Raw genomic sequence first — 21,150 nt, 5'->3', positions numbered from 1 at the left:
CAATGTGCTAATTGGCTGCGCAATGTTTATGCTGCGCTATCACGCCGCAGGTCATTGGCACATTGGCATATTAATTTTCAATTCCGTCCCCCGTTCCAGCGTATATGGGTGTCCGTAGACTTGTATGTCCACTTTGCTGCCTGCTGTAAGCGAGATTTCGATTTCTTTTCCTACCCGTATGTGAAGTGTGTTTTTCAGATAATTCACCTTGAATGAATAGCTGTCCCATTTTTGCGGTATGACAGGGGAGAAACACAACGTCTCCTTCAGCACCTGCATACCTGCAAATCCGCGTACAATGGCCAGCCAGCTGCCGGGCATACTGGTTATGTGCAGGCCTTGGTCCGCTTCGTTGTTGTAGTCGTCCAGGTCAAGCCGCGTGGCATGCAGGAAAAGCTGGTAAGCTTTTTCCACTTTGCCGATGCGTGCAGCCAGGATGGAATGGATGTGGGGAGAAAGGGAGGATTCGTGTACGGTCATCGGCTCATAGAACTCGAAATTGCGGCGGACGGTTTCCGTGTCGAAATAGAAATAATAAAGGTAAAGTCCGAGCAACACGTCGCTTTGCTTGATGTAGCAAGAGCGCAGAATGCGATCCCATGACCAATGTTGGTTGATGGGGCGTTCTTCGGCAGGAATGTTATCGGTACTTTCCAGTACTTTATCCATATAGCCGTCATTCTGGATAAAAATTCCCCGTTCCTTGTCTTCCGGCAGATACATGTGTTCGATGATGTCTCTCCACCGGGCGCTTTCCTTTACTTGGTCGAGATTGGTGATGCGGCGTATGCGGGCATATTCGTCCGGATATTGCTGTGCTATCATTTCCAGAAAACGGAGGGTCATCTTGAGGCATTGTATGCAGGAATAGTTGGTGTACCAGTTGTTGTCCACATTGTTTTCGTATTCATCCGGGCCGGTAACTCCCAGTATGACATATTTCTGTTTGGGTTGGGAGAAGGATACCCGTTGGCTCCAGAAGCGGCTGACGGCAATCATAACTTCCAGGCCATATTGGGCGATATAGTCCATATTACCCGTCAGTACTGCATGCTGAACGATGGCATAAACAATGATATTGTTGCGATGGATTTCCTCGAAGGTTATTTCCCATTCGCTGTGGCATTCCTCTCCGTTGTTGGTTACCTGCGGAAACAACGCTGCACCGTCCTTGAAACCCAGTTTACGGGCGTTTTCGATGGCTTTGGGAAGCTGGTTGTACCGATATGCCAGCAAGTTCTTTGCAATCTCTTTGGGAGTGGAGAGCAGAAAAAACGGTACACAACACAGTTCCGTGTTCCAATAAGTATTTCCGCCATATTTTTCTCCGGTGAATCCTTTGGGGCCGATGTTTAGGCGCGGATCATCTCCCCGGTAAGTCTGATACAGCTGGAATATGTTGTACCGGATACCTTGTTGCGCTTCCGGATCCCCTTCGATGACGACATCCGTTTCGTCCCAGATTTCCTGCCAGGCCCTTCGATGCTCTTCTACCAGCGTATTCCAGCCTATGCTCTTGGCTTCGCGTGCCTCGGCCACGGAGTGTTCCACCAATTCACTCCGTTCGTGGTAGAGAGAAGAAGCAATGGCGGTGTATTTGATGAGTGTCACGTTGTCTCCGGGTTTCACGTCGGCACCTACGCTGAAACCGGTCTGCTTTTCCTTTTCTATCCGTATGAGGTTGGCAGTGGTTTCCTTGTTGTTTTTGAAGAATTGGTAAGTCATGGCGTAGCACACTTGTGCATCTTCCCGGCGGGTCTGTGTCCAGAGATAGGCACAGCTGCTGGTAGAACCGGAACGCAGTATGTTCCATATTTTCAGGTTTGGCAGATCGGCATCGTCTACTATATTCCCGTCAAGGATGGGCACGAGTGAGATTCTGCCGGTATAGTTGATGGAAGACACGCTGTACTTGATGAGACAGAGGTTGGGTCTTGCCATATTTGTGATATGCTCTACATGGATGCGGAGCTGGTTTCCGCGAGGAGACGTCACCTCCATGTCCCGGTAGAAGATACCTTCCTTCATATCCAGGCGGCGGTTGAAGCTGTCGACATCCCAGCCTGCCAAATCGAGTTCCTCATCGATGAGGCGCAGGTTGATGCGGCTCCAGTCAGCAGCCTTGGGTATACGGGTGTAATATGGGGGAAATCCGTTCTTCCACCATCCTACGCGGGTTTTGTCCAGGAAAGTGATGCCGGCCACAAATGAACCACGGTAACTGTCACTGCTGTAAGGCTCCTCAAAATACCCCCGTTGCCCGAAACGTCCGTTTCCGAGACTGAATATACTTTCCGACATCCGTTGACGGTCGGGGTGGAATTGGTCTTCGATGATGTTCCATTCATCGGTCTTGAGGTATTTCTTCATGGCGACGTGTTTTCTGTAGTTATCGCCGTAAAGTTAAGCAATATGCGGAAATAAAGAAGAAATGGAAAGGAAAAAAACAAACGTGCGGTAGGCTTTTTTTTACCTGCTTTCTTGCCGGAGGGCTGGTAGGCTCGTCAATAACAGATGCTATGTACGGTCAGAAGAAGAGGTAACAATCATACGGTATGAAAGCATGAATCATACGATATGATTATGGTAATCATACGGTATGATTCATGTCTTTATTACAAAGATAACGGCTGTCCTTTGTACGGTGTGCCGGTCTCGGTTCTTTGTGTGTTATGTTTCGGAGGCGTGTGCTTACTTGCTTTTTTCTCCTTGGTTCTCTTTGATGAGGTATACGCAGGCGGCGCCGATTATCAGCATGATTCCTGCCAGCACAAGCATATTGATTTCAGGAGGCAGTCCTCCTTGGGGAGTAAACAAGGCAAGGATGGTGCCGCCCAAAGCAGCTGCTATAATCTGCGGGATACAGATAGTACCGTTGAAAAGTCCCAGATAAGTACCCATGTGTCCTCCGCTCAGTGCGTTGGTCAGGATGGTGAACGGCAGTGCCAGCATGGCAGCCCATGCACAACCTATCAGCAAGAAGGAAATGAAGAGCATATAAGGGTCGTGTATGAAGTAGGTGGAAATGAAACCTATACCTCCCAGAACAAGGCTGAGTGAGTAGACCCGGCGACGGTCCTTGAACATCGGTATGCAGATGGCCCAAAGCACAGAGCCGATGGCTTGTACGGCAAACAGTACGCCTACCCAGTCGGCGGCATTCTGATATTGCAGGCTCTTGGTGTCGAGTACCACTTTGGTGACACCATCTACCAGGTGCTCTACTGTAGGAGCGTCAAAAGCATTGGCAGCGATGCTGCCGTTGGTATAGGTCCACATGAACATAAAAGCAAACCAGCAGAAGAACTGTACCAGTCCGATAGTCCAGAATGCTTTCGGAGCCTTGATGAGCAGCTTCAGCATGTTGGTCTTTTCATGTTCCTCTTCTTCGGTGATGCCGTGATACTCTGCATATTCGGCAGGCGGCATCTCTTTTACTTTGACCGAAGTGTAGATGACGCAGAAGATAAGGATGGCCGCTCCGATGTAGAATGAGTAAATCACCGAGTCGGGGATTACTCCTTGGGGAGCTGTATTGCTGATGCCAATCCATGCAAAGATGAACGGGAAGAGATATCCCACCAGGCTGCCTGCATTGCAGAGAAAACTCTGGATGGAGTAGGCGAGTCCTTTTTGTTTCTCATTCACCATGTCGCCCACCATCATTTTGAAGGGTTGCATGGCCATATTGATGGAGGTGTCGAGGAACATCAGCGATACCAGTCCGAAAATCATGGCTGTACTTACTGCCATGCCGAAGCTTCCGGCATTGGGTAGCAGGCACATGACGAGTACGGCCACCAACGAACCTATAAACAGATAAGGGATGCGCCGTCCGAAGCGTGTCCAGGTCTTGTCACTGGCGGCCCCCACGATGGGTTGTACAATGATACCTGCCAACGGAGGTAATATCCAGAAATAACTCAAATTATGCGGGTCTGCACCCAAAGTGGAAAAGATACGGCTGATGTTTGCACTCTGCAAAGCATATGCAATCTGTACGCCGAAAAAACCAAAGCTGATGTTCCACAGCTTCCAGAAACTTAAATCGGGTTTTACTTTCATGATGGTTTAATATGTTTTATTATTTCGTAGTTCCTCTTATCACCAGATTGGTACGTACTATCTTGTTGTTGCTTTTCTCTTCTCTCTCCAGCTTTCCGGTCAGAATGCTGAAAGCGCTTTTACCTACTTCCTCGCCATGCTGCTCCACGGTAGTCAGCTTCGGGTCGGTGCTTTGGGCAATGGCTCCGTCGGTGAATCCGCAGATGGATACTTCATCGGGAACTTTTACGCCGACCAGTTTGCAGGCATACAGTATGCCCGAAGCTGTCTCGTCGTTGATGGCAAAGAAACCGTCAGGGCGGTTTTCGCTTTCCAGCAGGTCGGGAGTGATGGAGATGGCGCGTTCACGGGTGTCGCACAACAGAATCATGCTGTCGTCCACCGGAATTTTATACTTCTTCATGGCATCCAGGTAGCCGTTCCGGCGATTCTTGGTAATCTCTAGGTGGGGAGCCGCACCATAGAAAAGGATACGCTTGCATCCGGTCTGTATCATGTATTCCACGGCTGCAAAGGAGCCGGCATAGTCGTCCACCACCACTCGCTCGGTTTTCAGCCCCGTACATATACGGTCGTAAAAGACAATGGGAATATCGTTGTTCAGCAGCTCCTGGTAATGGTCGTATTGGGAAGTGTCCTTGGCAAGTGAAGCGATGACTCCGCAGACACGGGCGGCAAGGAAAGAATGTACAATTTTCACTTCCTGCTCGTACGATTCGCTGCTCTGCGCCACTATGATATTATATCCGGCATCCGCCGCTGCTTTCTCAATTCCGCTCAATACGCAGGAAAAGAAGTGGTGTACCAGTTGGGGGACAATGACGCCGATGGTATTGCTGCGGCTTGCGCGGAGATTTACGGCAAGTACGTTGGGCTTGTAGTTATGCTCGCGCGCATAGGCATGGACAAGGTCACGTGTTTCCTTGCTGATGTCCGGATTGTCTTTCAGCGCCCTCGACACAGTGGAGGGGGAGACATTCAGCGCCCGGGCAATATCCTTGATGGTAATCTGCGGTTTATTCATGGTATAGTTTTGAGGACAAAGATAAGGTAAACTTCCCTAATCCGATTGCAAAAATAACGTAATAAGGTAAATTGTGCTTATCCGTTGAGGTTTATCGGGTTGTAAGTTTGTGCAAACGATTGCAGATACCCGTATTTTGACAAATTAAGGTGATATATAGTTCTATATTCCCTAAATGCTTATATTTGCAGTACGCAATTAATGATGATAACGCCATGAAACACATGAAGTTTTTGACTTTCTTTTTTTGTATTGCCTTTGCAGTATTTGCATGCAGCAGCAATAATGAGACAGACCCCAATGCTGGTGGACTTCCCGATAAGGAGGAACCTCTGGTTACGGACTTTGCTAAAGGTGCCGACATCAGTTGGGTGACGGAGATGGAACATAAGGGTATGAAATTTTACAATACCTCCGGTGTGGAGACCGATTGTTTCCAGCTGATGAAGGATTTGGGCCTGAATGCGGTTCGACTCAGAGTATGGGTCGACCCCAAAGAACACGATAACTGGTGCAATATGGCCGATTTGGTGACGAAAGCCAAACGTGCCGCAGAGCTGGGCATGGACGTAATGGTAGACTTCCATTACAGTGACTGGTGGGCCGACCCTGGACAGCAGCATAAGCCTGCTGCATGGAAAGGACTGAACTTGGCCGACTTGAAGAAAGCCATCGCCGACCATACTGCCGATGTACTTAATGCGCTGAAAGCGGCAGGAGTTACTCCCAAGTGGGTTCAGGTAGGTAATGAAATCCGTCCGGGGATGCTTTGGGATGAAGATGCTGCGTTGAGCGGTGCGTCCTATGATGTGAGGGAATGTGATGTAAAGGGTTCCAACAGCACTTCCGAGAAAGTGAAATACCGTAAGAACTTTGCCAACCTGGCTGCTTTTATCAATGTAGGATACGATGCGGTAAAGTCCGTCTTCGACGATGCCATTGTCATCGTCCATCTGGACAATGGATATGACAACGAATTGTATACCTGGTTCTTTAATGAACTGAAAGCCAATGGCGGTAAGTGGGATATGATAGGCATGTCGCTCTATCCTTACTGGACGATGCTCGAGCACAAGGAATATACAGCTGATAGAACTATCACCGAGTGTATTGCCAATATTAATAGTGTAGCCCGGAAATACAACTGTGACGTGATGGTGGTGGAAACCGGCATGGAGTGTGCTGACGACAAAGGGAATCTGGCAAGTGCTTCCGTACTGGCAGAAGGGAAACGCCAACTGGCCCGCGTCCTGAAAGAGTGCAAGGAGAATACCAGCGGACGTTGCAAGGGTGTGTTCTACTGGGAACCGGAATGCAGGCCGAACCAATATCGGCTGGGGGCATTCACTGAAGATGGTCGCCCCACTGTGATAATGGATGCTTTTAAATAATTATATTAACAAAATCTTTTAAAGAAGAATGAGAAAGACAATACTTATCTTTTCCTGCTGCGCCTTTTTTGCCTTGGCGGCAATGGCGCAGCGTACAGAAGCATTGTTGGAAAAGAACTGGAAGTTCACCAAGGGAGATGTTCCCGAAGCAACACAAACAAATTTCGACGACAGTAAGTGGGAAACAGTGACCATTCCTCATGATTGGGCCATCTTTGGTCCGTTCGACCGCAACAACGATTTGCAGGAGGTAGCGGTTACGCAAGACCTTGAAAAGCAAGCTTCCGTAAAGACCGGGCGTACCGGAGGGTTGCCTTATGTGGGTGTCGGTTGGTATCGTACGGCTTTTGATGCTCCTGCCGACAAGCAGGTCACTCTGGTTTTCGACGGTGCTATGAGTGAGGCTCGGGTCTATGTCAATGGGAAAGAAGCTTGTTTCTGGCCTTTCGGATATAACTCTTTTCATTGCGATGTTACCGGTTTGCTGAATGCCGACGGTAAAGACAATGTGCTGGCTGTCCGTCTGGAAAACAGACCCCAGTCCTCCCGTTGGTATCCGGGGGCGGGATTGTATCGCAATGTCCGCCTGGTTACTACGGAACGTGTCCATGTTCCGGTTTGGGGTACACAGCTCACCACACCGCATGTTTCTGCTGAATACGCTTCCGTGCGTCTGCGTACTACAATACGGAATGCCGGTGATGCGGATGTTCGTATTTCTACTGATATTATTGCGCCGGACGGTAAGATAGTATCCCGTAAGGATAATAGCCGGAAAATTAATCACGGACAGCCATTTGAGCAGAATTTTCTGATAAATGCTCCGTCTCTGTGGTCCCCTGAGACACCTTATTTATATAAGGCAGTATCTAAGATTTATGTAGATGGCAAACAGACTGACGAATATACCACGCGTTTTGGTATCCGCAGCATTGAGATTATAGCTGATAAGGGATTCTTCCTGAATGGTAAGCACCGTAAATTCCAGGGGGTATGCAATCACCACGATTTGGGCCCGTTGGGTGCGGCTGTCAATGTGGCTGCTCTTCGCCGTCAGTTGACATTATTGAAGGATATGGGATGTGATGCAGTCCGTACCTCCCACAATATGCCTGCCCCCGAATTGGTGGAACTCTGTGACGAGATGGGCTTCATGATGATGTTGGAACCTTTCGATGAATGGGATATTGCCAAATGTGAGAATGGATATCACCGCTATTTCAACGAATGGGCAGAAAAGGATATGATAAATATGCTGCATCAGTATCGGAACAATCCTTGTGTGGTAATGTGGAGTATAGGAAATGAGGTTCCTACCCAATGTAGTCCCGAGGGCTACAAAGTGGCTTCTTTCCTGCAGGATATTTGCCATCGCGAAGACCCTACACGCCCCGTTACTTGCGGTATGGACCAAGTGACGTGTGTGCTTGCCAACGGGTTTGCGGCAATGATTGATGTACCCGGTCTTAATTATCGGGCTCACCGCTATGTGGAGTCTTATGAGACTCTTCCACAGAATATTGTGCTCGGTTCGGAGACGGCTTCCACTGTAAGTTCCCGTGGTGTCTATAAATTTCCCGTACAGAAGGGAGCCAGTGTGATGTACGATGACCATCAGTGCTCCGGTTATGATGTGGAGTGTTGTTCCTGGTCGAATCTTCCCGATGAGGATTTTGCTTTGGCTGATGATTATGACTGGACAATCGGACAGTTCGTCTGGACAGGTTTTGATTATTTGGGTGAACCTTCTCCTTATAGTACGGATTCCTGGCCCAGCCACAGCTCCGTTTTCGGTATCATAGACTTGGCAAGTCTCCCCAAAGACCGTTTCTATCTGTACCGCAGCCTATGGAACAAGCAGGCAAATACCTTGCATGTCCTTCCGCACTGGACGTGGCCGGGCAGGGAAGGGGAGAATACTCCGGTTTTTGTTTACACCAGCTATCCCAGTGCCGAACTGTTCGTCAACGGAAAGAGTTATGGCAAACAGCGGAAACTTACTGCTGATGAAAGCCGTGCTTTGGAAGGTCAGGACTCCCTTGCTTTGCAGCGTCGCTATCGCTTGATGTGGATGGATGTTCCTTATGAACCGGGCGAAGTGAAAGTGGTAGCTTATGATGCTTCCGGCAAGCCTGCAGAAGAAAAGGTGATTCGTACCGCTGGCAAGCCCCATCATCTGGAGCTGGTTGCCGACCGCACCCGCTTGTCTGCCGATGGTAAGGACCTGGCATATATCACAGTCCGTGTCGTGGATAAGGACGGTAACCTTTGTCCGGCAGACAGCCGCATGGTAAACTTCTCGGTGAAGGGTGCCGGAAAATATCGCGCTGCTGCCAATGGAGATGCTACCAGCCTCGATTTGTTCCATTTGCCCAAGATGCCGGCTTTCAGCGGTCAGCTGACGGCTATTGTGCAGAGTGGCGAGCAAGCCGGTGAGATTGTGTTTGAGGCAAGGGCTAAAGGATTGAAGTCCGGAAAGCTGGTACTTTATACTTCAGAGAAATAAATAGCACTATTTGCTTCCACTCTACCACACCTGCTCTGTAACCCTTTGTTCATCGGTGTTTGAGGTGCGGTGGAAGCAACAGAAAAAGGTGGAAGCAAATTTTGCTTCCACCTCTGTTTTTAGGGCCGATATGATGTTAACTTGTTGTAATGTAACAAGTTAATATCATGTCGGCCATTTTGTTAATATCGTGTTAATGGCATATTAATATTGTGCAGACACGTTATTCATATCCTGAAAGTATGTTGCTTGGTTTATACATGCATGGCATTTCTTCAGTAAAAGCTTTGTGTTTCTTTTGTTTTGTCTTGATGTTGTGTAGTGCTTAACGGTCGTAAAGCGATTTGTTGATGGCCGTTGGCAGATCGCTTTACGGCCGTCAACAAATCGCCTAACGGTCGTTAGGCGGTGAAAATCTCTGTACTTCAGCAGAATAAACATATATGTTATGTGCAAGAATGCCACATGTAGAGTGGAGAGAAGCGCTGTATTATGATATATCAAGTGATTTTTCTATCTTGTGCAACCGCATGCAATCGTTTGCACTGTTCGTTTCCCACATTTTACACTCTCTTTATACTTTACTAAGGTAATAAAGCATATTTTTGTTGCGTCATGCTTTGGGTACTTGAAAGACGTTAGAAAGCGAAAGTACGAAAATTATTTTTCGAATAATATATATAGGTAATTAATATTGTTAACTTTAATTTATTAAATGCATGAAGCAAGTTAATCTTAGAATCTGTCAAACGATTCTTACCCTAATGTTAGGGTTATTCTTGTCTGTAGGCGCTTATGCACAGAACATCACCGTGAAAGGGCATGTAAAAGATGCTTTGGGAGGAGTGATAGGCGCAAATGTAGTGGAAAAAGGAAATTCCACGAATGGTACAATCACTGACCTTGATGGTAATTTTACATTGACAGTTCCTCAGGGAGCTACGTTGGTCGTGTCTTTTATCGGATACAAGACGCAAGAAGTAGCTGCTGCTCCTTCAGTAATTATTACATTACAAGATGATGCGGAATTGTTGGGCGAGGTGGTCGTAATTGGTTACGGTACAGCCAAAAAGAATGATTTGACTGGGTCTGTTACGGCTATTAGTGCAGATAAAATGGTAAAAGGTGCTGTTACATCTGCTACTGATATGTTGGTTGGTAAAGCTGCCGGTGTAAGTGTGATTACTGACGGTGGTGCTCCGGGAGCTGGTGCTACAATTCGTGTGCGTGGCGGTTCTTCTATGTCTGCATCCAATAATCCGTTGATTGTTATTGACGGTGTGCCTGTAGATGACGGTGGTATTAATGGTATGTCAAATCCTTTGGCTACTGTCCATCCCAATGATATTGAGACTTTTACTATTTTGAAAGATGCTTCTGCAACAGCCATTTATGGTTCTCGTGCATCTAACGGTGTTATTATTATTAATACTAAAAAAGGAAAGTCTGGACGTGTACAAGTTGGTTATAGTGGTACATTCTCTATTAATACAAGACCCAATAAAGTAGATGTAATGTCTGCAAATGAATTTAGAGAATTTGTGACTTCTAAATTCGGTGAATCAAGTGCTCAGTTTAAAGCATTAGGTCAGGCAAATACTGATTGGCAGGATGAAATATTCAAAACCTCTTTCAGTACAGACCACAATGTTAATGTTTCTGGTGCTATACCACACATGCCCTATCGTGTATCAGTTTCTTATACCAATGAAAATGGTATATTGAAGACTTCTAATATGGAGCGTTTGACTGGTGCTATTAGCTTGAATCCTAATTTCTTTGATAAGAAATTGAATATTCAGTTGAATGTGAAAGGTATTTATAATACAAACCGTTTTGCAGATACTGGTGCAATAGGTATGGCGACGCAATATGATCCGACACAGCCTATTTACATGGATGGAAATCCCTATGGTAACGGCTACTTTATGTATATGAAAAGTGGCAATAATCCTACACCGGTTGATATTGGTTTGGCTAATCCCGTTTCTATTTTAGATTCAAAGCATGACGAATCAACTGTTTATAGAAGTATTGGTAATGCACAAATTGACTATAAGTTTCATTTCCTGCCCGAATTGAGAGCAAACTTGAATTTAGGTTACGACGTGTCTAAGAGTGAAGGTGATGTTATTATAGAAGATAATGCTCCTATGACTTGGTGCCAAGGTAACTATAAAACTGGGTTTGGGGAAAATAGCAGCTATTATCAATTGAAGCGGAATACATTGCTGGATTTCTATTTGAATTATGCTAAAGAGTTTGGTGCACATCATGTCGATGTTATGGGCGGTTATTCTTGGCAGCATTTCTATAATTCTACATGGACCAAATATCCTTATTCTACAGTAAAAGCTGAAGAAACTGGTAAGGAATTCTATAAGGATATGGAAGATTATTCAACTGAAAACTATCTTGTTTCTTTCTTTGGGCGTTTGAATTATACATTATTGAATCGTTATTTGGTGACATTTACCTTGCGTAATGATGGTTCTTCACGTTTCAATAAAGACAATCGTTGGGGATTATTTCCTTCAGTTGCTTTGGCATGGAAGATGAAAGAAGAGAATTTCTTGAAGGGAGTGGATTGGCTTTCTGATTTGAAGTTGCGTTTGGGCTATGGTATTACTGGTCAGCAAAACCTGAATAATGGTGACTATCCTTATATGGCTCGCTATATGTATTCCAAAGCTGGAGCAAATTATTATTTTGGTAATAACAAGTATTCATTGATTGCTCCTCAAGCTTATGATGAAAACTTGAAATGGGAAGAAACTACAACTTACAATATTGGATTGGATTTCGGTGTATTGAACAACAAATTGACAGGTACTCTTGATTTGTATTATCGTAAAACTGATGATTTGCTGAATACGGTTACAGCTCCTGCCGGTACAAACTTTAGTAACCAGTTGTTGACGAATGTAGGTACATTGGAGAATAAAGGTATTGAACTTACTTTGACGGCTCATCCTATCACGACAAAAGATTGGGACTGGACATTGAGTTATAACATCTCTTATAATAAAAATGAAATTACCAAATTGACATTTAATGATGACCCGGCTTATAAAGGTGTGATTCATACTGGTATTGATGGAGCAACCGGTTATAATATCATGATAAATGCTGTTGATCATCCTTATAATTCATTCTATGTATGGGAACAACTTTATGATAAGGCTGGAAATCCGATAGAAGGTGCTTATGTTGATCAAAATGGGGATAATAAAATAGACGAAGAAGATTTGGTCGCTTACAAAAAGTCTGCTCCTGACGTATTTATGGGATTAACTTCTCAATTGTCTTATAAGAATTGGGATTTGTCATTTGCTTTGCGTGCAAGTATTGGAAACTATGCTTATAACAATGTACAATCCAATCGTGAGGCTTGGGATGGTTCACAAATGTATGACCAAACTGGTTTCTTGAAAAATCGTTTGACTTCTGCATGGAAAACAAATTTCAAGACAGGGCAATATCGTTCTAGTTACTATGTTCAGAATGCTTCTTTTGTACGGATGGACAATATTTCATTAGGATACACTTTTAACAAGCTGTTCAATGATAAACAAAGTGCACGTGTTTATGTCACGGTACAGAATCCGTTTGTTATTACCAAATATGATGGTTTGGATCCTGAAATTAGCGGTAGTGGAGTTGATAATAATATCTATCCTCGCCCTCGTGTATTTATGTTAGGCTTGAATCTTAATTTTTAATCAATGAAGTTATGAAAATATTAAAATATAAATATATATTGTCGGCAGCCCTTTTGAGTACGATGTTAGGGGTTACCTCTTGTGTGAACGATCTGGATACGGTTCCATTGGATAAGGATGAATTGGTTTCGGATGTCGTTTTTGGAAAGGAGATAGGAGCTTATGAACAAAGTTTGGCTAAAATATATGCAGGTTTGGTAATAGGTGGTAATGCAGGTGGAGACTCAGACCAGGATGTTGTCGGCATTGACGGTGGTTCTCAGGCTTCATTTATTCGCGTATTGTGGAATATGCAGGAATTGGCTTCTGATATCGCTCATTGTTGCTGGAATGATCCTGGTATTCCAGACTTCAATCATATTTCTTGGGCTGCTTCAAGTCCATGGATCAAAGGATCATATTATCGTTTGTATTATCAGATTAACTTGTCAAATGCGTTTTTACGTGAAACAACTGATGATAAACTTGCCTCACGAGGTTGTTCAGAGCAAGTAAAGGCTTCTATTAAAACTTTCCGTGCAGAAGCTCGTTTTATGCGTGCTTTGATGTATCTGTATGCTTTGGATTTGTATCGTAATGTTCCGTTTGTAGATGAAAACAGCCCTATTGGTAGCGTTCGTCCACAACAAATTATGAAAGATCAATTATTTGAATACATTGAAAGTGAAATGTTGGCATGTGAAAGTGATATGCTTGATCCTGTAGTTGGATTTAATGATAATTATGGACATGCTAATAAAGCTGCTCTGTGGGCTGCATTGTCTCGCTTGTATTTGAATGCAGACACGTATGTAGGTGTAAATAAATATACTGAATGTGTGACTTATTCTAAAAAGATTATTTCAGCAGGTTACCAATTGGAACCGGTTTATGGCGATATGTTCAAAGCTGATAATGACCAATCCAAAGAGATGATTTTCCCATTGAGATATGAAGGTGAAGATACAATGACCTGGGGAGGTATGACAGCTTTGTTATGCTGGGGTTCTGCTGATTTTCAAGAAGAAACGAATGCAAAGGGAGGTTGGCAAGGTGTTAGAGCTAAGTCGTCTTTATATAATATCTTTGAAAAAGAGGATAGCAGTGATAAGGATACTCGTAAAGCAATGTTGCGTACAGAAGCTACCACAAATATTGAGATCACAAATGAAGCTGATTTTGTCAATAATGGCATTCCCGTTACCAAGTTTTATAATGTGAATAAAGATGGAAGTAAACCTGCATCTGCGGAAGCTTGGACAGATTATCCATTATTCCGTTTAGGTGAAATCTATTTGAATTTAGCAGAAGCTGTTCTTCGTGGCGGACAAGGAGCAACAAAAACAGAGGCTTTGGGATATGTAAATGATTTGCGTAAACGTGCATATTCAGACAAGGCGTCCGCACCTATTTCCGATAGTGATTTTACTTTGGACTTTATGATGGATGAACGCGCACGTGAGCTATTCTACGAAGCTCAAAGACGTACAGATTTGATTCGCTTCGGTAAATATACTTCTGCTGATTATGTTTGGCCATGGAAGGGTGGAGTTGCGGCAGGAAAATCTGTTGAAAGCTTTTATCAAGTGTTCCCCTTGCCTTCAGACGATGTTGGTTCTAATCAGAACCTGGTACAGAATGAAGGATACTAATATTAATGATTAAACATGAATGATATGAAGACAAAATATATTTATTTACTTTTGGCTGGAATCTTCGCATTGATGTCTTGTGAGGAGGATGCTACCCCCATATTGGAATTGAAGACTGCTGCTGCATTGCATGCGCTTTCCCAAACAGACATTACTATTACTAAAGACAATAAGGATGCGCAATTTCCGGAAATAGCTTGGGATAAGGCAGATTATGGAGTTTCTGCAGTAGTTAATTATGTTGTAACTCTAACAAATACTTCTACCAATAAGAGTATTGTAATAGGAGAAACAGGGGATGCAAAACTGGCATTTACAAATAGTGAAATGAATTCTTTATTGGCTAAGGTAGGAGCATATCCGGGGCAAACGTATGATTTTACTGTTTCTTTGGTTTCTGAGGCATATGATGCTTATACTGATGCAGCTAGTAACTCAATAACTTTTAAGGCTACACCTTATGACCCTAATGTAGATAATATTACATGGAAGTATGCTTATGTAGCTGTTGGCTATCCTGATTGGGACTACACTACTGCCTATTTGATAGGTGACCCTGACGGTGATGGCATTTATAGTGGTTATGCCAATTTTGATGGTGCTGTTTCTTATGCAATCATTGATGGTGCAGACCTTACGAAAGTATTGGCTAAAGATCAGCAAGTTACTGCTGATGGTAAAGGTTTCATTGAAATTACTTTAGATGCAGAAGGTAAGGTAACCCAATCAGAGAAAGGGCTGGTTTGGGGAGTAATTGGAGATGCTACGTCTAGTGGTTGGGACAAAGATACCCAGATGGAATACGATACCACTACTCGTCTTTGGACAGTGGTTACTCCGTTGCTCGATAAGGAATTCAAATTTAGAGCCAATAATGACTGGGGATTCAATTATGGAGCAGAAGAAGGTAAACTTTCTGAGTTGGCCGGTAACTTGGTTGCTGGAGGTCAAAATTTCAAAGTGGTAAAGGCAAGTCCCTATATTATTACTTTAAATTTGACTAATGCAGGAAAATATACTTATAGTATGGAAGAAACAACGATTGAGCTTTCTAGCTCTGCAATGACATTGCCTGGTAGCTATCAGAGTGGTGATGGTTGGAAGCCGGAAGCTGATGATTGCTATAAGGTAGAATCTGCAGCTCGTGATTTCAAATATACTGGCACTCACTATTTCCCTGCCGATACAGAATTCAAGTTCTATGATTCTGGTACGTGGATTGGTGTTGTTGGAGATATTACTTGGAATGAGGCTAAGACATCAACTACGTTTGTTATCGGTGATGGCGGTAATGTTAAGATTGAGGCTGCCGGTTATTATCGAGTAGGTGCCGATACTAAGAAGATGGTTGCTACTTTGGATAAGACAGGTTGGGAGATTATTGGTGATGCTACTCCTGGTGGATGGGATAAAGGCACTTTAATGGATTATGATGCTGAAACGCAAAAGTGGTCGGTGACTGTTACATTAGGTGATGGTGAAATGAAATTCAGATGGGATGCAGCTTGGACTATAAACTTTGGTGGTAGTTTAGGTGCGCTGACGCAGGATGGTGGAAATATTAAAGTTTCAGCTGGAACATACACGATTGTATTGGATCCAGAAGCTAAGAATGCTACAATGACAGCCAATTAAGGCTCTCTTATTTATAGAAAAAGGATTAAGGGGGGGACCTTTAATCCTTTTTTATTTGTCAGACCAATGAATTGTAAATAGATGAGGAATTTATTTTATACTATACTTGTATTATTGACAGTGTATGCTTGTGCCGGAAAACGCGAGATAGTTACTGAACAAAAGCAAGTATTACCTGCTGTAGAAGACGTTGTGATGTACGAAATCAATCCACGTGTTTTTGCTCTGAAGAATGCATTTAATGTCATATCAAAACATCTTGATTCTATTCAGTTTTTGGGTGTTAATGTTGTTTGGTTTATGCCAATCTATGAGATTGGTGAGGTAAATACGGTGAATTCTCCTTATTGTATCAAAGATTATAAAAGAATAAATCCTGAATTTGGAACAGTAGAAGAATTTAAGCGTTTAGTGGAATTATGCCATGAAAAAGGAATAAGTGTAATTTTAGATTGGGTTGCTAATCATACATCTTGGGACCATGCTTGGATTAAAGAACATAAAGAGTGGTATACTCAGGATAGTATCGGAAATATAATTTCTCCTGCAGGAACGGGATGGAATGATGTGGCAGATTTGAACTACGATAATGCAGATATGTGCCTTGCAATGATTGATGCTATGAAATATTGGATACAAGAAGTTGGTGTAGATGGTTTTCGCTGTGATGCTGCTGATTATGTTCCATATACTTTCTGGAAGCAAGCTGTTGATTCTCTGAGGGCTATTCCAAATCGGAAATTGTTAATGTTGGCAGAAGGTAAGCGCAAAGATCATTTTGATGCAGGATTTGATATGAACTATGCTTGGGATTTGATGGAGGCGATGCGGGATGTTTTCGTTAATGATAGTAGTGCGGCACGCTTGTTGGAGGTGGATTGGAGCGAGTATGACTCAATTCCGGCAGGAAAAATGAAATTACGTTTTATTACCAATCATGATGAGGCTTCTAAAATGTCGCCAATTGTGGAGTTAGGAAGTGAAAGGGCAGCTATGGCTGCTTTTGTTGGAACCGTTTTTTTGCATGGTGGAGCATTGATTTATAGTTCACAAGAAATTGGACATGAGGCTCCTATTAATTTTTTTGCATATACATCCGTGGATTGGTCCGAATGTTCGGATATTTATCAAGAATATGGGTGTTTAATGGGATTGTATAATAAATATCCTGCACTTCGGAAAGGAATATTAACTGGGTATCCTGCTTCAGACGTCTTGATGTATCAGAAAAGTGATGGTAAAGATGCTTTTATGATATTGGTTAATGTGCGTAATAGAGATGTTTCTGTTATTTTACCGGAGGGTTGGAAGCATCATGTAGCTACTGATATTTACGAAAATAAACCTCTGGAATTGATGAATGAAATTAAACTGAATGCATTAGAGTATAGAATAATTAGATTCTGACGGCTGGATTTTAATAAAAGAGGAGACCCTATACTATTATATTGTGTAAGGTCTCCTCTTTCTGTTTGATATGCAAACGTTTTCGTGATATTGTTCTCGTTTTCCTTTACGTTAATTGATTTGCCCTTTCTTTTCCGGTTATATTTGTGAAGTGATAACTTTAAATACTTCATATTATGAAAATTATCGTTCAACGTGAGAATCTTGTTTTATGGCATTTGATATGCTTCAGCGTGCTGCTGGCATTCACGGCATGTAGTGACAACAAAGAGGAGTTTCAGGAATATTTGACTCCTGCCTCCGGTAGTGAAGCTATTTTTGAACAAGGTTTTAGCTTTGCTGAAGCTGCTTCTTCACAAAGTGTCAGTTTTGAGGCCGGATATCAATGGACTGCTGAGCTGAGTGGTGAGGATATTGGCTGGTGCAGTATCAATCCGGCAAAAGGCTTGTCAGGAAAAGCTACGATTATGGTTTCTGTTGCTAAAAATGAAACTGGAATAGCGCGTACAGCACAATTGAATATTATATCCGGTTCAAAAAGGGAAGAAATATCCGTCACTCAAGCTGCCAATGCAATTGCAATTCCTGCTGGTCTGAGTTATACACCGGTGGTACCAGATGCTGATCAGCCTCTTGTCATTACGTTTAAAGCGGATACAAAGTCTGCCCTCTATGAGTATAAAGGAGATGTGTATGTACATATTGGTGTTGTCAGTGAAGGTCGTTGGCAATTCGTGCCTGCAGAGTGGGCAGAAAACAAAGATAAATGTAAGATGACTTTATCTGAGGCTAATATTTGGAGTATTACATTGAGTCCGAATATCCGGGAGTGGTTTGGGAGTGGAAAGACACCGGTGAACCAACTTGGAATAGTGATTCGTAGTGCGGATGGTAGTAAAAAAGGAATAGATACTGATTCCTTTATAGCGGTAACTGATACAAAATATGAAGGATTTGTACCCGGTGAGATTAAAACTGCCGCTGTACCGGCTGATATGGTCGAAGGTATCAACATAATGGATAATTCTACAGTGACACTGGTACTTTATGATAAAGATGTGAATGGAAATCATAAGGATTTTGCACATGTTGTGGGTGACTTTAACAATTGGACTTTAAGTAATGACGAAAAGTCGCAGATGTATCGTGATGATGCTTCCGGATGTTGGTGGATTACGTTGGCGGGGTTAGATGCTGGTAAAGAGTATGCTTTCCAATACTATGTGGGTACAAAGGAAGGTGAAGTAATTCATTTGGCAGATGCTTATACTGAAAAAATACTGGATCCTGATAATGATAAAGATATTTCAGCTTCTACCTATAATGAAAACCTGGTTTATCCTAAGGGAGGGGTAGGAATCGTTTCGACCTTCAAGATACAGAAAGATAGTTATAACTGGAAGTATAATGATTTTAAAATAGCAAATCCTGAGCAATTAGTGATATATGAATTGCACTTGCGCGACTTTACGGCTACGAGTGACATTAACGGTGCGATGGGAAAGCTTTCTTACTTGAAAGAAATGGGTGTCAACGCTATTGAGTTGATGCCGGTGCAGGAGTTTGACGGCAATGACAGTTGGGGGTATAATCCTTGTTTTTTCTTTGCGATGGATAAAGCTTATGGGACAAAAACAATGTATAAGCAGTTCATTGATGCTTGTCATGAGGCTGGTATGGCAGTTATTCTGGATGTGGTTTATAATCATGCTACAGGAAATAATCCGCTGGCTAAACTCTATTGGGATGGTGATAAGACTGCAAAGAATAATCCATACTTCAATGTGGAAGCACCTCATCCTTATAGCGTGTTCCATGATTTCAATCATGAAAGCCCATTGGTGCGTAAGTTTGTGAAGCGTAATCTGCAATTCTTGTTGAAGGAATATAAGGTGGATGGCTTTCGTTTTGATTTGACGAAAGGGTTCACACAAACCTCTTGCACTGAAAGTACAGCATCCAATTACGATGCGGGTCGCATTGCCGTCCTAAAGGATTATAATGCGGCCATCAAGGAAGTGAAAAAGGACTCTTATGTTATCTTGGAGCATTTCTGTGATTCAAAGGAAGAAAATGAACTGGCAGCTGATGGTATGCACTTATGGCGTAACTTGAATAATGCCTATTGTCAGTCGGCTATGGGGTATGCTGAAAATAGTTCTTTTAGTAGCCTTTATGAGAAAAACACTGCATGGGTAGGTTTTATGGAAAGCCATGATGAAGAACGCACAGCTTACAAACAGTCGCAATGGGGTGATGGTGTGCTGAAAACCGACCTTGATGCCCGTATGAATCAGTTGGCACTAAATACAACTTTCTTCCTTACCGTTCCTGGTCCTAAGATGGTTTGGCAGTTCGGAGAGATGGGATATGACATCTCTATTGAAGAGAATGGCCGTACCGGTAGGAAGCCTTTGCATTGGGAATATTTAGATAACGCCGATCGTAAAGGGCTGCACGATGTTTATGCAGGTTTGATGAAGCTGCGCAATGCTCATCCGGAGTTGTTTGATGCAAATGCAACTTTGACATGGAAGGTGGAAACTTCTGATTGGGACAACGGTCGTACATTATTGGTAAAAAGTATAACGGGTAAGCAACTGGTGGTGGTGGGTAACTTTACACATACCGCTACTGATATTGTTTTCCCTGCCACTCCTGGTAACTGGACCAATTACTTTACAGGAAAAAGTGAAACCGTAAATAAACAGGTTAATGTACCGGCTCATGGATATGTGGTCTACACTAATTTCTGATTTCGGTAAGAATCATTCATACATCTTTATCAGCACCCGATTCAGCCAGTTCCAACGGAAACGGAACCAGCGTCGGGTGCTGCTTTGTTTTCCTCCAAAGCGGAGAACGAACTCACGGTAGCCATGTTTACGGAAGGGAAGTCCCACGTCCATGAACTCTAAGTGGCGGTATCCGCGTTGTTTGGCATCATCCAGTGCTTTCCATACGGCAAGAATCCCCGGATATTGCAGGGCATAAGTCTTGCGCATGCCACCAGAGAACCATAGATAGGCGCTGTCATCTGAATAAATGCATGCGCTGCCACCGATAATCTTCTCCTTATAAATGACGATGAAGATTTTGCTTTGCTGCCCTTTTGTCAACTGGTTTTCGAGATGCTGAAAGAACTTGATGCTGGGGAAGTGGCGCCGTATCTTGGAAGAATATACGTGGCGCAACATCTGGGCAAAACAGAGAATCTCCTCTTTGGTACGTGCTTCCCGTACTTGGGCGCCGTTTTTGAGCCCTTTCTTTATTTGCCGGATACGTGACGGGCTGAAACGCTCTTCCACCTTTTCGACGCTGTGCAGCGAGTTGCGTACCCGCAGCCAATTGATGGCGATGTATTGGTTGTCTCGGAAAGATTTGTATCCGAACATGGCATTTTCCAGGTTGCGGAACTCGATGAGAAAAGAATCGCGCAATGCTTCATTGGTAAGCCTTTGCAGCATGTCACTGAAGATAATCTCTTTGTCTGCCTCGTTATTGAAATATTCTCCCGTACCGTACACCTCACATCTTTTGATGATGCCGGGTGGAAACATGCGGACACTTTTACGTATGGCGGCAAGCAGTTTCGCAACGGGCTTGTCATCTTCGGATGCCACAATGAGTATGGGGGTATACCCCGGAGTTGCCTCGTAGATTCGGAACAACTCTGTGGAATGGAAGGTGTTGGTGCCTGGCAGGTCAGGAACCTTGCTCCCACGGTAATATGTAGTGAGTTTGAGGGGCATTGCTTGCAAACTTAACA

General features: G+C 43.5%; 11 protein-coding genes. 7 read left to right on the top strand and 4 right to left on the bottom strand.

Annotation, left to right across the window (positions count from 1 at the left end; translation table 11 throughout):
• Positions 1-51 precede the first annotated feature (51 nt).
• From DW896_RS05850 to DW896_RS05840, 3 genes are all read right to left on the bottom strand, one after another.
• On the bottom strand, positions 52-2,370 hold the full coding sequence (locus DW896_RS05850; protein WP_098032307.1) for a family 65 glycosyl hydrolase domain-containing protein: 2,319 nt from the start codon (positions 2,368-2,370) through the stop codon (positions 52-54).
• A gap of 321 nt (positions 2,371-2,691) precedes the next feature.
• Positions 2,692-4,065 (bottom strand): MFS transporter, encoded by a 1,374-nt coding sequence (locus tag DW896_RS05845; RefSeq protein WP_035449528.1) that lies wholly within the window; start codon positions 4,063-4,065, stop codon positions 2,692-2,694.
• A 19-nt stretch (positions 4,066-4,084) separates the two neighbouring features.
• Positions 4,085-5,089, bottom strand: a complete 1,005-nt coding sequence (locus DW896_RS05840; protein WP_008663890.1) for a LacI family DNA-binding transcriptional regulator — start codon at positions 5,087-5,089, stop codon at positions 4,085-4,087.
• A gap of 215 nt (positions 5,090-5,304) precedes the next feature.
• Between DW896_RS05840 and DW896_RS05835 the strand changes: the two genes are divergently transcribed.
• The 7 genes from DW896_RS05835 (at position 5,305) to DW896_RS05805 (ending at position 20,137) form a co-directional block, all read left to right on the top strand.
• On the top strand, positions 5,305-6,480 hold the full coding sequence (locus DW896_RS05835) for a glycosyl hydrolase 53 family protein (protein WP_098032306.1): 1,176 nt from the start codon (positions 5,305-5,307) through the stop codon (positions 6,478-6,480).
• A gap of 28 nt (positions 6,481-6,508) precedes the next feature.
• On the top strand, positions 6,509-8,986 hold the full coding sequence (locus DW896_RS05830; protein WP_119992986.1) for a glycoside hydrolase family 2 TIM barrel-domain containing protein: 2,478 nt from the start codon (positions 6,509-6,511) through the stop codon (positions 8,984-8,986).
• A gap of 719 nt (positions 8,987-9,705) precedes the next feature.
• On the top strand, positions 9,706-12,708 hold the full coding sequence (locus DW896_RS05825; RefSeq protein WP_057256366.1) for a TonB-dependent receptor: 3,003 nt from the start codon (positions 9,706-9,708) through the stop codon (positions 12,706-12,708).
• A gap of 11 nt (positions 12,709-12,719) precedes the next feature.
• Positions 12,720-14,339, top strand: a complete 1,620-nt coding sequence (locus DW896_RS05820; protein ID WP_005826347.1) for a RagB/SusD family nutrient uptake outer membrane protein — start codon at positions 12,720-12,722, stop codon at positions 14,337-14,339.
• Between the two features lie 24 nt (positions 14,340-14,363).
• Entirely contained in the window at positions 14,364-15,974 is a 1,611-nt protein-coding gene (locus DW896_RS05815) for a SusE domain-containing protein (protein ID WP_119992984.1), read from the top strand.
• An 81-nt stretch (positions 15,975-16,055) separates the two neighbouring features.
• Positions 16,056-17,381, top strand: coding sequence for an alpha-amylase family glycosyl hydrolase (locus DW896_RS05810; protein ID WP_005826350.1), 1,326 nt, complete (start codon positions 16,056-16,058; stop codon positions 17,379-17,381).
• A gap of 176 nt (positions 17,382-17,557) precedes the next feature.
• Positions 17,558-20,137 carry an alpha-amylase family glycosyl hydrolase gene (locus tag DW896_RS05805; protein ID WP_119992982.1) on the top strand — a complete coding sequence of 860 codons (2,580 nt, stop codon included), beginning with the start codon at positions 17,558-17,560 and terminating at the stop codon, positions 20,135-20,137.
• A 12-nt stretch (positions 20,138-20,149) separates the two neighbouring features.
• Here DW896_RS05805 and DW896_RS05800 read toward each other — a convergent pair whose 3' ends face one another.
• Positions 20,150-21,133 carry a GNAT family N-acetyltransferase gene (locus tag DW896_RS05800; RefSeq protein WP_034532827.1) on the bottom strand — a complete coding sequence of 328 codons (984 nt, stop codon included), beginning with the start codon at positions 21,131-21,133 and terminating at the stop codon, positions 20,150-20,152.
• Between the last annotated feature and the right edge of the window lie 17 nt (positions 21,134-21,150).

The organism is Bacteroides sp. AM41-16, from assembly GCF_003603495.1.
Classification (GTDB): Bacteria; Bacteroidota; Bacteroidia; order Bacteroidales; family Bacteroidaceae; genus Bacteroides; species Bacteroides uniformis.
The sequence above is the reverse complement of the archived record's forward strand: the minus strand, read 5'-3'. Positions and strand labels throughout refer to the sequence as shown.